This window comes from Agrobacterium vitis, from assembly GCF_013426735.1.
GTDB lineage: Bacteria > Pseudomonadota > Alphaproteobacteria > Rhizobiales > Rhizobiaceae > Allorhizobium > Allorhizobium vitis_D.
The window spans coordinates 2,342,705-2,357,496 of sequence record NZ_AP023272.1 but is presented as its reverse complement, the minus strand read 5'-3'; the positions used below and the strand labels follow the sequence as shown (position 1 = coordinate 2,357,496).

Annotated in this window: 15 protein-coding genes; 7 read left to right on the top strand and 8 right to left on the bottom strand. The window is 57.8% G+C overall.

All coding sequences use genetic code 11. The annotated features are described in order from the left end of the window. The first annotated feature begins 4 nt into the window (after nucleotides 1-4). From H1Y61_RS10845 to H1Y61_RS10835, 3 genes are read left to right on the top strand one after another with little or no spacing between them, the layout of a single operon-like run. Entirely contained in the window at nucleotides 5-997 is a 993-nt protein-coding gene (locus H1Y61_RS10845; protein ID WP_015916037.1) for an RluA family pseudouridine synthase, read from the top strand. Next, nucleotides 994-1,647, top strand: coding sequence for an HAD-IA family hydrolase (locus H1Y61_RS10840; protein ID WP_180572605.1), 654 nt, complete (start codon nucleotides 994-996; stop codon nucleotides 1,645-1,647). The genes H1Y61_RS10845 and H1Y61_RS10840 overlap by 4 nt, the downstream gene beginning before the upstream one ends. A 9-nt stretch (nucleotides 1,648-1,656) precedes the next feature. Beyond that, on the top strand, nucleotides 1,657-2,442 hold the full coding sequence (locus tag H1Y61_RS10835) for an ATP12 family chaperone protein (protein ID WP_180572604.1): 786 nt from the start codon (nucleotides 1,657-1,659) through the stop codon (nucleotides 2,440-2,442). Between the two features lie 19 nt (nucleotides 2,443-2,461). Here H1Y61_RS10835 and H1Y61_RS10830 read toward each other — a convergent pair whose 3' ends face one another. Both H1Y61_RS10830 and H1Y61_RS10825 read right to left on the bottom strand, forming a co-directional pair. Next, nucleotides 2,462-2,767 (bottom strand): DUF1883 domain-containing protein, encoded by a 306-nt coding sequence (locus tag H1Y61_RS10830; protein ID WP_174110803.1) that lies wholly within the window; start codon nucleotides 2,765-2,767, stop codon nucleotides 2,462-2,464. Between the two features lie 353 nt (nucleotides 2,768-3,120). Beyond that, nucleotides 3,121-4,440 (bottom strand): MFS transporter, encoded by a 1,320-nt coding sequence (locus tag H1Y61_RS10825; protein WP_180572603.1) that lies wholly within the window; start codon nucleotides 4,438-4,440, stop codon nucleotides 3,121-3,123. A 446-nt stretch (nucleotides 4,441-4,886) separates the two neighbouring features. Here H1Y61_RS10825 and H1Y61_RS10820 point away from each other — a divergent pair, with 446 nt between their 5' ends. Continuing rightward, on the top strand, nucleotides 4,887-5,513 hold the full coding sequence (locus tag H1Y61_RS10820; RefSeq protein WP_015916042.1) for a LysE family translocator: 627 nt from the start codon (nucleotides 4,887-4,889) through the stop codon (nucleotides 5,511-5,513). A 122-nt stretch (nucleotides 5,514-5,635) separates the two neighbouring features. Here the strand turns inward: H1Y61_RS10820 and H1Y61_RS10815 are convergent, their stop codons facing one another. The 4 genes from H1Y61_RS10815 to H1Y61_RS10800 form a co-directional block, all read right to left on the bottom strand. Continuing rightward, the gene (locus H1Y61_RS10815) at nucleotides 5,636-5,962 is read right to left on the bottom strand and encodes a flagellar basal body rod protein FlgC (RefSeq protein WP_180572602.1); all 327 of its coding nucleotides are present in this window, start codon (nucleotides 5,960-5,962) and stop codon (nucleotides 5,636-5,638) included. A gap of 131 nt (nucleotides 5,963-6,093) precedes the next feature. Next, nucleotides 6,094-6,930, bottom strand: coding sequence for a RadC family protein (gene radC / locus H1Y61_RS10810; RefSeq protein ID WP_235680688.1), 837 nt, complete (start codon nucleotides 6,928-6,930; stop codon nucleotides 6,094-6,096). A gap of 3 nt (nucleotides 6,931-6,933) precedes the next feature. Next, nucleotides 6,934-7,770, bottom strand: coding sequence for a type I methionyl aminopeptidase (gene map / locus H1Y61_RS10805; RefSeq protein ID WP_174110807.1), 837 nt, complete (start codon nucleotides 7,768-7,770; stop codon nucleotides 6,934-6,936). 125 nt (nucleotides 7,771-7,895) lie between these two features. Then, nucleotides 7,896-8,810: a LysR family transcriptional regulator gene (locus H1Y61_RS10800; RefSeq protein WP_322790768.1), complete on the bottom strand. Its 915-nt coding sequence runs from the start codon at nucleotides 8,808-8,810 to the stop codon at nucleotides 7,896-7,898. Between the two features lie 70 nt (nucleotides 8,811-8,880). Between H1Y61_RS10800 and H1Y61_RS10795 the strand changes: the two genes are divergently transcribed. Then, nucleotides 8,881-9,912, top strand: a complete 1,032-nt coding sequence (locus H1Y61_RS10795) for a YeiH family protein (RefSeq protein ID WP_409363977.1) — start codon at nucleotides 8,881-8,883, stop codon at nucleotides 9,910-9,912. 16 nt (nucleotides 9,913-9,928) lie between these two features. Here the strand turns inward: H1Y61_RS10795 and sfsA are convergent, their stop codons facing one another. Both sfsA and H1Y61_RS10785 read right to left on the bottom strand, forming a co-directional pair. Next, entirely contained in the window at nucleotides 9,929-10,636 is a 708-nt protein-coding gene (gene sfsA, locus H1Y61_RS10790; RefSeq protein ID WP_180572600.1) for a DNA/RNA nuclease SfsA, read from the bottom strand. 24 nt (nucleotides 10,637-10,660) lie between these two features. Continuing rightward, nucleotides 10,661-12,463 carry a PHA/PHB synthase family protein gene (locus tag H1Y61_RS10785; protein ID WP_180574482.1) on the bottom strand — a complete coding sequence of 601 codons (1,803 nt, stop codon included), beginning with the start codon at nucleotides 12,461-12,463 and terminating at the stop codon, nucleotides 10,661-10,663. Nucleotides 12,464-12,896: 433 nt separating this feature from the next. On the opposite strand from H1Y61_RS10785, the gene H1Y61_RS10780 reads away from it, so the two are divergent. Continuing rightward, nucleotides 12,897-13,274 (top strand): hypothetical protein, encoded by a 378-nt coding sequence (locus tag H1Y61_RS10780; protein WP_174110810.1) that lies wholly within the window; start codon nucleotides 12,897-12,899, stop codon nucleotides 13,272-13,274. 281 nt (nucleotides 13,275-13,555) lie between these two features. Continuing rightward, a complete protein-coding gene (locus tag H1Y61_RS10775; protein ID WP_015916051.1) occupies nucleotides 13,556-14,773 on the top strand; it encodes an LL-diaminopimelate aminotransferase in 1,218 nt (405 codons plus the stop codon). Nucleotides 14,774-14,792: the final 19 nt, after the last annotated feature.

Genomic DNA, 14,792 nt, shown 5'->3' with positions numbered 1-14,792 from the left:
CCTTATGGCAGGCATAGAACATATTACCGTCGGTCCAGACGAGGCAGGCATGCGCCTCGACCGCTGGTTCAAGATCCATTATCCGGGCCTCGGCTTCGGCCCCTTGCAAAAGCTGATGCGTTCCGGCCAGGTCCGTGTTGATGGCGGCCGGGTGAAAACCGATGCCCGTGTGCAGCCCGGCCAGGTGGTGCGTGTGCCGCCGATGGATGTCGATGCCAAGACGCCGAAATCCGGGCCGATTGCCTCCCATGATTTGAAGCACGCTGGCGATGGCGAATTGCTGGCGCGCATGTTGCTGCATGAGGATGAAAAAGTCTTCGTGCTAAACAAGCCCGCCGGTCTGGCCGTGCAGGGTGGCTCCGGCCTCAACCGCCATATCGACCAGATGCTTGAAGCCTGGACCAGCAAGAAGGGCGAAAAGCCGCGTCTCGTGCACCGCCTTGACCGTGATACATCAGGCGTGCTCGTAGTGGCCCGCACCCGTGGTGCCGCGCAGAAACTGACGGCAGCGTTTCGTGAACGCGACACCAAGAAGACCTATTGGGCGCTGGTCAAGGGCGTGCCGCGCAAGCATGACGACAAGATATCCACCTGGGTGGTCAAGGAACAGACCGAAGACGGTGACCGCATGCGCATCGCCCGCCACGGCGAAGACGGTGCCGATCACGCTGTTTCCTATTATCGTGTGCTGGAAACAGCGGCGCAAAGCCTCGCCTGGCTGGAAATGGAACCCTATACGGGCCGTACCCATCAGCTGCGCCTCCACGCCCTGCATATCGGCCATCCGATCATCGGCGACCCGAAATATTATATCGATGATCCCAACTGGGATTTCCCGGGCGGCGTCCAGAAGCGGCTGCATCTGCATGCCCGCCATATCGATATTCCCCATCCCGATGGCGGTCGCCTGCGCATCACCGCGCCCTTGCCGCCGCATATGGTGCAGACCTGGAATCTTCTCGGCCTGGACATGGAAAATGGCGGTGACTTTGCATGAAACTGGTCCTGTTCGATTGCGATGGTACCTTGATCGATAGCGCTGGGACCATTCACGAGAGCATGCGCCGGACGTTTCTTGCTTTCGGCAAGCCGGAACCGACGCTGGCCGCCACCAAAAGCATCATGGGTCTGACGCTGGACATCGCCATCGCCCGTATCGACGGCAAGCAGCATATCGATGACGAAGCGGTGGCCATGCGGGACCATTACAAATCGCTGTTTACCGAAGTGCGCCAGGCACCCGGCTATAGCGAACCGCTGTTTGACGGTATCCGCGCGTTGATCGAGCGGCTGGCTGCGGAAGACGAGATCCTGATCGGTGCTGTGACCGGCAAATCCCGGCGCGGCTTGAACTATGTTCTCGACGCCCACGGTTTTCAGTCCTATTTCACTGTGTCGCGTACGGCAGACGATTGTCCGTCCAAACCGCATCCGGCCATGGTGACGGAGTGCTGCGACGAAACCGGGATGGACTTGAAAGATACCGTGGTGATCGGTGACGCGATCTACGATATGCAAATGGCCAGAAGCGCTGGCGTCAAGGCAATCGGCGTCAGTTGGGGCAGCGCCAGCACCGACCAATTGAAGGCCAGCGGTGCGCATTTCGTCGTAGATCGGGCTGACGAGCTTCTTGCCCATATTTTGTGAGTGACCATCATGCGTGATATTTTCGAGGGCCTGACGCCTGAATTGAGCGATCCTGATCCGGTACGCCGGGCGCAGATCCAGATGAAAAAGCCCTTGCCGAAGCGCTTTTATAAAGACGTGACCGTTGCAGCGGGGCAGGACGGTCATGCAGTGCTTCTGGATGGCAAGACGGTCAAGACACCAGCCCGCAACGCCCTCGTGCTGCCGACCGAGCCTTTGGCTGCGTTGGTTGCTGGCGAATGGCAGGAGCAAGGTGAGTTCATCGATCCCGCAACGATGCCGGTTACCCGGCTGGTGAATACGGCGCTTGATGCTGTCAGCGCCAATACGCAAGAGGTGTTGGACGATATTGTCCGGTTCTGCGGCAATGACATGCTGTGCTACCGAGCCGATGCGCCTCAGGAGCTGGTGGAGCGTCAGGGTGCAAAATGGGACCCGGTGCTGGGCTGGCTTGCCGATACGCATGGCGCACGGGTTATTCAGATCAGCGGCATCATTCATCAACCGCAGCCATCAGAAGCAATCGAGGCTTTCGAGCGGGCATTGCAGCGCTACAGCGATGGTGTGGCGCTCGCCAGCCTGCATGTGATGACGACGCTGACGGGGTCCGCTATCCTGGCGCTAGCTCTGGCCGATGGTCATCTGAGCCTGTTTGAAGCCTGGGATCTCGCACATCTGGATGAAAACTGGACGGATGAGCACTGGGGCAGCGACATGGAATCGGAAGCGCGCCGCGCGGCGCGTTTCGTAGACATGCAGGCCGCCTATGACGTGTTGAGGGCTGCGCGCGCTTGAGTTCGACGCTATAGCGGTGTCAGCTCGCCTTTTTGGATTTCACTGGCGGTGCGACCATCTTTACCGAGGATTCCGCCAGGCCATGATGACCTTCCATATCGACGATCAGGTGCCAGTGGGCTTGCTCGGGAACGACGATTTTGACTGGAGCCTTCTTGGCGACGCCACCAGCAAATTTGTAATCCAGTCCTTCCTTGAAGCGCTGGAAATTGGTGGCGGTCATCAGCCGGACATTGTTGATGGCATTCAGCTGGACTTCCAGAATAGTGCCCGCCCGCAATTCCTTCAGGTCGTAATGGGTGAACCGAAAGCTCGGTTTGGTCATGATGGGCCTCCTCCCGCACGAGGCATGATTGTGGTTATCGCGGCCGGTGCGCGAAGCGTGGTTGCATGTCACTACGATCATTTCAAATCGTATAATCGATCCAAAAATCTCGAAAGAGCCGTGGCTTTTAAGCTCTGCTAAAATAAAACAGGATCATTAAGGAAATCCTAGATGAATGCGGTGGAACTTATCGGTTCGCCACTCGTTCGTGAGTGGGGCTGATGTGAGGGTTTCGACCCCCCCTATCGGAGCCGGATCGTCGGCCCCCAACCTCTGGTTACCCCGCCCAGGCTATGCCGGGCGGGGTTTTTCATGGCCTTTCAGGCAATTCCTGGAGGTTTGAAGTCCGCCGCTCACATTGCTTCTCTGTCGATATGGGAGGTTTTTTGTGTATCCGGCATCACGGCATAGACGATCAGCGAGACCGCGATACATCCCGACACATACCAGTAGAACCAGCTTTCATGGCCAGCCTGCTTGAACCATAATGCGACATATTCGGCTGTGCCACCGAAGATCGACACGGTGAGTGCATAGGGCAGGCCAACCCCCAGCGCCCGAACCCCGGTTGGAAACAGTTCGGCCTTCACCACCGCGTTGATGGCGGTATAGCCGGATACGATGACCAGCGCCGCTATGATGATGAAAAAGGCTTCCAGCGCATTGGAGGCCGTGCTCAACGTGGTTAGCAGCGGCACGGTGCAAAGCGTGCCGAGTACGCCGAAGGCGATCAAGATCGGTCTGCGGCCAATCTTGTCGGACAGCAATCCGACGAGGGGTTGAAGGCACATGTAGAAAAACAGCGCGCCTGCCGACACCAGTGTCGAATCGTCCTTGCTGAGATGCACGGTGTTCACAAGGAATTTCTGCATATAGGTCGTATAGGTGTAGAAGGCGACAGTGCCGCCCAGGGTCAGGCCAATGACCGTGAAGACCTGCCGTGGATATTTCATCAGTTCGCGCAGTGGATTGGTCCGCACCTTTTCCGACGCACGCTGGAATTGTTCGGTTTCGGCCATGTTGCGGCGTAAGAAGAGGGCGATAATCGCCAGTGCGCCGCCGATGACGAAGGGAATGCGCCAGCCCCAGGCCTCCAGCTCCTCACCCGTTAGCAGCAGCTTTTGCAGCAGCAACAGGACCAGAATGGCGCAAAGCTGCCCGCTGATCAGCGTCACATATTGGAAGCTCGAATAGAAGCCGCGCCGCTCTTTCGTCGCCATTTCGGAAAGATAGGTGGCGCTGGTGCCGTATTCTCCGCCAAGGCTGAGGCCCTGCAACATGCGGGCCAGCATCAGGATGGCGGGGGCGGCATAGCCGATCGTCGCAAAGCCCGGCGTCACCGCGATCAGCAAAGACCCGAAACACATCAGCAAGACCGAAAGCGTCAGCGCGGATTTACGCCCTTTGCTATCGGCATAGACCCCAAAAAACCAACCGCCGACAGGCCGCATGATAAAGCCGACGGCAAAGATACCGGCACTGTTGAGCAATTGCGCAGTCGGATCGCTATTGGGAAAAAAAGCGGGCGCGAAATACAGCGAAAAGGCGGAATAGACGTAAAAATCGTAATATTCGACCATATTGCCGATGGAGCCGCTGAAAATGGAGCGCAGTCGGCGCGCCATATCACCGCTATTTTCGCCCGCTGGTGGTGCGCTTTGTCTCTCTGCCATGTTGCCTCCTCACCTGTGCCAATCCTGTTTCCTATAGCGACGACATGATTATGGATTCATCTGACATGCTATAGGATTTTGTTTTCGCATATCTTTCTCCCGAAGCCGTCGCACTGTTTCGGGAGACATGTTTTAACCAGGCAAAACCGTTGCACGGTCGGCTGGCATCTCGCAAGACTTGAGGTCGTTAAAATTGTGGTTCCGCGCTCGTATTGCAGTTCCATCTCTTCCTTTAATCGGTTCCGGTTTGAAGCATTATGCAGTACAGCGTCTTTGGCCCGTGCTCCTTGCCCGTGCTCTTGGGCCTTTGCAGTGCAGGCGCGGCATAATTTGCGAACCGAATGGGGTTCTCGACGTTATGCCTCGTCAAGGCTCGCCGCACTGCCGGTACATGACTGTTTCTGCTTTCATCCGTCACGGATAAGGCCTCTGTGACGGAGAAAAACATGCTGATTATCCTGCTGCTCAAGGGCGTGTTGCTCGGCATTGCCGTGGCCGCACCCATTGGGCCAATCGGCACGCTCTGTATCAACCGCACCATGGAGCGCGGTTTCTGGCATGGGGTCTCCGCCGGGCTTGGAGCTGCCATCGGCGACATGGTCTTCGCCATTGCTGCCGCAGCGGGCTTTGCCGCCATGCAGGATCTGCTGGCTGAAATATCACTGCCGCTAAAACTGGTCGGTGGCACGCTGATTTTGCTGATCGGTATCCGCATGCTTGCAGCGCGGCCACCGCGACCGGCAGCACAGATCAAGGCCAGCGATTTTATCCGCACCACCATGTCCACCTTCGGGCTGACGATTACCAATCCTGCGACGATCTTCGGTTTCGCAGCGCTCTTTGCAGGCGCGGGTCTCGCCGATACCGGCGAAGTCAGCCCGTTCTTTCTGGTTGCAGGCGTGTTTCTCGGCTCGCTGATCTGGTGGTTTGCACTCTGCGGCGCCGTCGTCTGGCTGAAAAGCCGATTGCCGGACCATTTCACGATCTGGGTTCAACGCGGCTCCGCCGTGCTGCTGATCGGCTTCGGCCTAATTTCTCTCGGCCTTGCCGCCCGGCAATATTGGGGTGGGTGAGGGGCTTACAGCGTTTACGGGAAAAGGGTGAAGCGGTTTTCCGTTCGGAAATGCGTAAAACAAGAGCATTTCCAGGAAAAGTGTGAAGCGGTTTTCCGTCTGGAAATGCGTAAAACACAGAGCTAGTCGCGTTTGACGCTCATCAGCATGTCCCACATGTCGGCACCGGTCTCGAACACTTTCGCATTGGCGGCAAGCCCGTGTTCGGCACCGATCATGTCGGTTATCTCACGCAAGGGATCGACATTGGAGGTGTCTTGCGTTGCGGGCGCATCCGTGGAGCGGGTTGTGGTTGCCGCAACACCTGCGCCACTGGCCGAAAGATTGGTGTTCAGCCGCTGATATCCAGGCGTATCGGCATTGGCGATATTGCTGGCTACATTGCTCAGGCGTGTCTGCTGGGCCAGCATGCCGGATGTTGCCGTGTTCAAAATACCAGAAATGCTCATCTGATCCGTCCTTGGTTTGGTACAACAAGGTGTAACGGAAGCGATTTACCGAAGGCTGAAGGGGCAGGCTTAACGGAAGGCTAGCGGCTGTCTCAAGCTGATACGTTTGTGATCTTAAGGCAGCATCAAGCTCAGATCAGCCGAAGGCCCTTCAGGCTGGCATGGCCCTGTTTGCCGATGATCACATGGTCATGCACGGTGATGCCGAGCGGTTTGGCCGTGTCGATAATGGTCTTGGTCATCTCAATATCGGCGCGGGATGGTGTCGGATCACCACTTGGGTGGTTGTGCACGAGGATAATGGCCGTGGCGGATAATTCGAGCGCACGTTTGACAACTTCACGCGGATAGACGGGCGTGTGGTCTACCGTGCCACGGCCCTGTACTTCATCGGCGATCAGCGTATTGCGCTTGTCGAGAAACAAGATTCGGAACTGTTCGGTGGTTTCATAGGCCATGGCGGCGTGGCAATAGTCGATAACGCTCGACCAGGAGGATAGGATCTGTTTGCCCTTCAACTCGCTTTTCAACATCCGCTGCGCTGCCGATGAAATCAGCTTCAGATCAAGCGCCACGGCCTCGCCGACGCCTTTTACTTCCTGAAGCAGGGTGTGTTTTGCGCCAAATACGCCCGCAAGGCTGCCAAACCGGTCCAGCAGAGCCTTGGCAATCGGTTTGGTGTCACGCCTCGGAATCAGCCGGAACAACAGCAGTTCCAGTACTTCGTAATCGGCCAGCGCCTCGTCGCCCTTTTCCTTGAACCGCAGGCGCAGCCGTTCACGGTGGCCATGGTAATGTTCTGGCTGCTTGGCACTGGTGTCCGGCGTCTTTTTCATCGCCTTCGGCTTCTGGACCTGTTCGGCAAAAAAGCCGCGTTCGTCCTGCTCGTAATCGAAGCTCTCGTCCTGTTCCGGCAGGAAGGAAGAGGAGGCAGTTTCATCGACGTTAAAGCGCGGAGGCTTGTTCATTGCTCAGCCTTGCAAGGGAGGCAGGCCCGGACGGTCAAGCCCGGCAGGCGACAATGTGAAGATTTCGCAGCCGGACGAGGTAACACCGACGGTATGTTCATACTGTGCCGTCAACGACCGGTCGCGGGTCACCGCCGTCCAGCCATCAGCCAATACCTTCACATGCGGCTTGCCGAGATTGATCATCGGCTCGATGGTGAAGATCATGCCCTCGCGTATTTCCGGGCCTTCATCGGGACGGCCGTAATGCAGGATATTCGGGCTGTCGTGAAACAGTTGCCCAACGCCGTGGCCGCAGAAATCCCGCACCACGGAACAGCGCTGCGCCTCGGCAAAGCTTTGGATGGCCGCACCGATCGCGCCGGTGCGCGTTCCCGGCCTGACGGCCTCTATGCCACGCATCAGGCATTCATGGGTGACTTCGAGCAGACGTTCGGCGGCGCGCTTGATTTCGCCGACCGGATACATCCGGCTGGAATCGCCGTGCCAGCCATCCACCACATAGGTTACGTCGATATTGACGATATCGCCTTCGCGCAACGGTTTTTCATCGGGAATACCGTGGCAGACAACATGGTTGATCGAGGTGCAGACCGAATGCCGGTAGCCGCGATAATTCAGGGTTGCAGGCAGAACGCCATTGTCCATGCCAAAATCGAAGACAAACCTGTCGATTTCATTGGTGGTCACGCCGGGCTTTACCATCGGGGCCAAGGCGTCCAGGCAGCGGGCTGTGACCTGGCAGGCCTTGCGCATCGCTTCGAAAGCATCCGCGCCATAGAGACGGATCGCACCGGTGTTTTTAAGCGGCGCGGTTGCCGCGTCGATGTAATTTACCATTCCATTATCATCCCGCATTCAATTTCAGTTTTTTACATACCGCAGGCAAAGGTTGTTCGTCCATCACGATCCGCAGGCCACGATCAATTCTTAACCGCTTCCGGCCTGCTATACCCAGGTCACCTTCAATTGCAGTCAGTGGCTCCTTGCAGGAAGGCACGGGCCGCGCCACTGATGCGCCTCTCACGGTGGCTAAGGGCGGTGAAATGACGAGGCGGAAGTGGGATCGGAGCAATCTGCAATATGCCGCTCGCCACAAGCGCTTGCACTGCCGACCGAGACAGCGCGCTGGCGCAGCCGCCCGCTCCAAGCGCCGATAGCACCGCTTCATTGGATGGAAAGGTCAAGGCCACGGTCAATGATGCCGGTTCTATATCCATCGCCTTCAATGCCTGCTCGAAATAGGCACGCGTGCCCGAACCCTGCTCACGCAAAATCCAGGGCGTGGCCAGAATCGCCGCTGGCATATCCACGGCTGGATCTGCCAGCGGATGGCCACAGGGTACGACGATGACCATCTCGTCTTCGGCGACCACCAGATGCCTCAATGTATCCGAGGGTATTTCGGCCTCGACAAAGCCCAGTTCCGCTCTGCCCGTCTCGACGGCATCAGCGACCGAGGCGGAATTGCCAATGGTCAGCGCCAGTTCGATATCCGGATGGAGGGCGTGAAACTGCATCATTTTGCGTGGCAGCCAATGGCTGGCCACCGTCTGGCTGGCATGGATGGTCAGCTTGCCCCGGCTCAACCCGCCGAGTTCGGCCAGAACCAATGCGGCATGATTCGCTGCATCAACCGTTGCGCGGGCCTCATCAATGAAGATCCGGCCTGCCTGGGTAAGTTCTATACCCCGTCCAACCCGGTCGAACAGCAGGACATCGTGATTGATCTCCAAGGCTCGGATAGCCGCGCTGACGGCAGACGGCGTCAGGCCGATTGCCTCTGCCGCCCGAGTGACATGCTGACGCTCGGCAACGGCAAGGAAAATGGTCAATTGCTCAAGGGTCATGGTGATCTCGATTGTGAAATTATTCTGCATGAATTGTAGTCAATTATGCGCTGGAATGAAATGAATTTCCCATGCAAAACAGGCCAACCGATGGAAAGGTCTGAAAATGCGCCTGTTTCGCCCCGTTGTTTCGCTTGCACCTGGGATTGCCCTGTCCAGCGCTGTCGCGTTGGGAGGCTATGCTCTCGCCTTTACGGTTCAGCGTGTCACGGGGCGGACGCCTGTCGATGCCCTGGTCTGGTGCATTTTACTCGGCACCCTGGTCAAAAGCCTGTTTGTCCTGCCGCAGGTCGTGAACAAAGGCATTCATGCCTGCGCAAAAACCGTGCTGGAACTTGCCATTGTCCTTTTGGGCGCATCGGTCAGCATTAGCCAGATCGCCGGGAGTGGGTTCACCTTGATAGCCTGGGTCATTACCGTGCTCTGTTGCGGCCTAGTCAGCAGTTATATGATCGGGCGTGTCATCGGATTGCCGCATCCGCTGGCTTTGCTGGTTGCCTGCGGCAATTCGATTTGCGGAAATTCGGCGATCATGGCGGCAGCCCCGGTGATCGGCGCCGATGCCGACGAGGTAGCGTCGTCCATTGCCTTTACTGCGGTGCTTGGCATTCTTGTTGTGCTTCTGCTGCCGCTGGTGGCTTTTCAAGCCGGTCTGGACCCCCGCCATTACGGAATTCTGGCGGGCATGACGGTCTATGCCGTTCCGCAAGTGCTTGCGGCCACAGCGTCCTTCGGGCTGGTCAGCCTGCAAATCGGTACGCTGGTCAAGCTGATCCGGGTGATGATGCTGGGGCCAGTCCTGCTCGGACTGGGGATGAGTGCCAGAGGCATGGAAAGGGGGTCCGGGCGTGCAAACGAGCGCAAGATCGGCTTTGCCCATCTGGCGCCCTGGTTCATCATTGGATTTCTGGCATTGATGGCGGCTCGATCCTTGGATGTCCTGCCGCATGGTCTGTTGGAGCCTTCGCAGCATCTGTCGGGATTTCTTACCACCCTGTCCATGGCGGCGCTTGGACTCCAGGTTGATCTGCGCAGCCTGCTTGCGTCGGGGGGCAGGGTACTGGCGGCGGGCAGCCTCTCGATCCTCGCTCTGGGGGCGATTGCGCTGACGGCCATTCATTTCATGGTATAGTCAAATCATGATGTGGTTAAACGGTCAGGCGCACGGGAACGCCGCATGCCGGAATGATCCCTCTAGGTGTGATCGCGCATTTTACCGCATAGGCTTCGACGCCCTGGCTTATGGCGGCGGTGAAGGCCCGGCCATAGACGGGATCGAGATCGGCACAGATCGCCAGGGCATCGCAATCCTGCCGCTGGATCACATAGAGCATCGCCGCCCGCTTGCCTGCCGCCACCAGCTTGGCCATTTCGGTCAAATGTTTCGCGCCTCTCGTGGTGACGCTATCTGGAAATTCCGCCAGTCCGGTTTCCCTGATGAAATGGACGTTCTTCACTTCGACATAGCAATCCGCTTTGCCGGGACCCGACAACAGAAGGTCGATCCGGGAGTTCTCGCCATAACGCTGCTCGGTGCGGATCTGCGGATAGTGTAAGAGATCGCTGACCAGACCGGCGCGGATCGCCTCGTGAGCCAGACGGTTGGGAAGGCTGGTATTGACACCGACCAAAGTGCAATCGGCTTCGATCAGCTCAAACCCATAACGATATTTCCGGCCCGGCTTTTCGCTTTGCGACAGGTAAATGCGTGAGCCGGGCGTGGTCAGCCCGCGCATAGAGCCGGTATTGGCGCAAAAGCCGGTGATTTCGCGGCCGTCTTCCAACACTGCGTCGAAAAGAAACCGTTTGTAGCGTCGCACAAGCGTGGCCGCGACCAGTGGCGGATCGAAAATCATGGCGATTCTATCGTCCGGCCAATCTTAGACACGCTCCAGCACGTAAGCGCCCGGCGCATCCCCTATGGCATTTAGCGCTGTACCGCCTGGTTTGCGGGCCGTCACGCGGCGTTTGTCCAATCCTTCAATCCATTTCTGCCAATGCGGCCACCAGGAGCCGGCGGTTTCCTCAGCACCAGCCACCCAATCTTCGAATGCGCCCTCCGGCTTACCATTGGTCCAGAACTGGTACTTACGCTTGTCGGGCGGATTGACCACGCCGGCGATATGGCCGGACCCGCTCATCACATAGGTGACGGGACCGCCAAAGCAGGCCGATCCGACAAACACCGATTTCGCCGGGGCAATATGGTCTTCCTTGGTGGCGAGATTGTAGATCGGGATTTTCACGTCCTTCAGCGACAGGGTCTTGCCATCCAACTGCATCTTGCCGCGCGCCAGATTGTTTTCCAGATAGCAATTGCGCAGATAAAAGGAGTGATTGGCCGCCGCCATCCGGGTCGAATCAGCATTCCAGTACAAGAGATCGAAGGCGGTCGGGTCCTGACCCTTCAGGTAATTGTTGACGAAATAGGGCCAGATCAATTCGGACGAACGCAGCATGTTGAAGGCCGAGGCCATTTTCGAGCCGTCCAGATAGCCCTTCTGCCGCATCTTCTCTTCCAGCCCGCTCACCTGTTCCTCGTCCACGAAGACTTTCAGGTCGCCTGCATGGGTGAAATCCACCTGGGTGGTGAACAATGTGGCGCTGGCAATACGGCTAGTGCCTTCCTTGGCATGCAGCGCCATGGCAGCAGACAGCAGAGTGCCGCCAACGCAATAGCCGATGGCATTGACCTTCTTTTCGCCTGTGGCTTTCTCAACGGTGTCGAGGGCAAAATCCACGCCTTCGCGAATATAGGACAGCCAGTCCTTGCCCGCATGGCGTTGATCAGGATTGACCCAGGAAATCACGAAGACCGTGTGACCCTGATCAACGCAATACTTGATAAAGCTCTTTTCCGGGTTGAGATCGAGAATATAGAATTTGTTGATCCAGGGCGGGCAGATCAGCAGGGGCCGCTTCAGCACCTTGTCGGTAGCTGGCTCGTATTGAATGACCTCGCAGACATCGCTCTGGGCGACGACCTTGCCCGGCGTCAGCGCCATATTGGTGCCCAGCGCGAATTTGCTGGTATCGGTCTGGCGCATCCGCAATTCACCCTGACCGGCGGCCATGTCCTCGGCAAACATTTTCATGCCCTTGACCAGATTGGCGCCGCTGGTGGCAACCGTCTCGCGGTAAAGCTGCGGATTGGTCATCACGAAATTGACAGGCGACAGCGCCGCCGTCATCTGCCGGACGTAGAACAGCGCCTTGTGGCGCGCGTGCTCGTCCATGCCCTGGGTATTCTCCACTAGTTTCTCAGCCCAGTCGGACAGGACAAGATAGGCCTGGCGCAAAAAATCGAAGAACGGGTTGCGCTGCCAGTCGGCATCCGCGAATCGCTTGTCCTTGATCGGTTCTGGTGGTGGAGGTGTTTGGGCGGGCATGGAGAGGCGACTCAGGCTCTTCATCCAGACGCCGAACAGAGAAGTCATCAGATGCGTCTGCGCCTCCAGGCTGCGCTGAGGGTCGGTCATCCAGTATTCCGCCACGCCTGACAGAGTTTTGACCAGTTCGACGGCGGGTTCCGCCACCGGATCGACAAGACCAGACTTTTCACGCGGTGCGATCCAGGAGGAGGCCGCCTTGCCGAGGTTTTCAAGCGCCTTGGCAAGATTGACGGCCAGCGCTTCGGGGTCCTTGACGATATAGGGATCGATCAGGGAAGGGTCGAAACCCATTTGATTGAAACCGGCCTTTTCGGATTCAGAACCGTCAGCGTTGTTTGCTGTTTTGCTGGTTTTCGGCCCGGTGTCTTGGCTGGTTTCCGGCCCGCGTTCTGACGCGTCGGACGCGGGACGGGATTGACCGGCGCGACCTTGGTCCTTCGATGCTGTGGTCAATGCCATCTCCCCTTGGCTCTTCTCTTTTTTATATTTGCCTATCCTGCCTGAAAATGACTACAAGTTCCAGACAGATGAAAGGTGTGGGTGTGGTTTGACTCACATGTTTTACAAGGTTTGCGCGTTTTGTCGCAGGTTATTCGCGTTTGCGTTGTGAAAAGCATCGTGAGAATAATCACACGGCTTGCGCTGCTGTTTTCCCGGTGCCGGGCGGATTTGGTTGGGTTTGAATATGGTTTCGATCGTCTCTTTGGTTGGGCAATTTTCGTGTATGAATCCGGCTCTGCGCCTGGCGAAAGCCGGTGCGGTGGGATCTGGCGTTGCCTGCCTGCTTGCGCTTGCGGGCTGCAATAGCACGCCCGCTGCGCAGTCTGCGGTGCGCCCGGGCCATGTTGACGTGACGGTGACCGACAAGACCGATCCAACCGCTGCGGCCTATACCACGCCGGATGGTTATCCGGATTTTTCACGGCCCTTGACGGCTGCCAATGTGCAGATGAGCAATGACGAGGCGAAGGACATGGGTAAGCGCCTGTCTTCGCTCTCTTATCTGCGCAAGACCGGGCAGATCAGCCAGGCCGAATATGAGCGCCGCGTCGAGGAAATGCGCAAGCTCGCCAAGACCAACGGGCAGGTTCAGGGTCAATAGAGCCAGCCGTACCGACCGTCTGTAAATAGCCCTTGCCTTGCAGGGCATTTGGCCGCAAAGCAAAGGCAATGTGACAGTTGCATTCTGCCGTGTCGAATGCGCCCCGGAACCGATGACCGGGAGAGACAGGGTAGGGTGCTTCTGGCCAAAATCTACCGCGAATCATTGCAATTTGCGGTATTGTCACGGCACCCCGATTTGCCAGATCCGTTTTCGGGGATGCTGCATTGGAAAACGGATCGTCCGCAAGGCGGGGAGCCTGCGGTTCAACGAGGTCTGAGATGGAAGAGTTTCACAAAGTTCGGCGTCTGCCGCCCTATGTTTTCGAACAGGTCAACCGTTTGAAGGCAAGCGCGCGAGCCGGTGGCGCTGATATCATCGATCTCGGCATGGGCAATCCCGATCTTCCGACCCCGCAGAACATTGTCGATAAGCTGTGTGAGGCCGTTCAGGACCCGCGCACCCATCGCTATTCCTCGTCCAAGGGCATTCCGGGGCTGCGCCGGGCGCAGGCCGCCTATTATGCCCGCCGTTTCAATGTGAAGCTCAACCCCGAAACTCAGGTTGTCGCGACGCTGGGATCGAAGGAAGGCTTTGCCAATATGGCGCAGGCGATCACCGCGCCAGGCGACGTGATCCTTTGCCCCGATCCGACTTACCCGATTCATGCCTTTGGCTTCCTGATGACCGGCGGCGTGATTCGCTCCATCCCGGTCGAGCCGGATGAAACCTTCTTCCCGCCGCTGGAGCGTGCGGTGCGCCACTCTATTCCGAAGCCTCTGGCACTGATTATCAATTATCCGTCCAATCCGACGGCGCGGGTCGCCTCGCTGGATTTCTACAAGGACGTGATCGCCTTTGCCAAGAAGCATGAGCTGATCGTGCTGTCGGATCTCGCCTATTCGGAAATCTATTTCGATGGCAATCCGCCGCCATCGGTATTGGAAGTGCCTGGAGCCATGGATGTCGCGGTGGAGTTCACCTCGATGTCGAAGACCTTCTCCATGCCCGGCTGGCGCATGGGCTTTGCCGTCGGCAATGAACGGCTGATCAGTGCCTTGGCCCGTGTGAAATCCTACCTGGATTACGGTGCGTTCACGCCGATCCAGGTGGCCGCTACCCATGCGCTGAATGGCGATGGCACGGATGTTGCCGAAGTGCGCAATATCTACAAGCGCCGCCGTGACGTGCTGGTCGAAAGCTTCGGCAAGGCCGGTTTCGAGGTGCCGCCACCGGCGGCAACGATGTTTGCCTGGGCAAAAATTCCCGAAAAATTCCGCCATCTCGGTTCGCTGGAATTTTCCAAGCTGCTGGTGGAAAAGGCCGATATGGCTGTTGCGCCGGGCATTGGCTTTGGCGAGCAGGGTGATGATTACGTCCGCATCGCGCTGGTCGAAAACGAGCACCGTATCCGCCAGGCCGCCCGCAATCTTAAGCGGTTCCTGTCGACAGCGGACGACACCCTGCACAATGTCGTATCGCTCAACGCTCACCGTTGAGTTTTTATCGGAGCGGCCC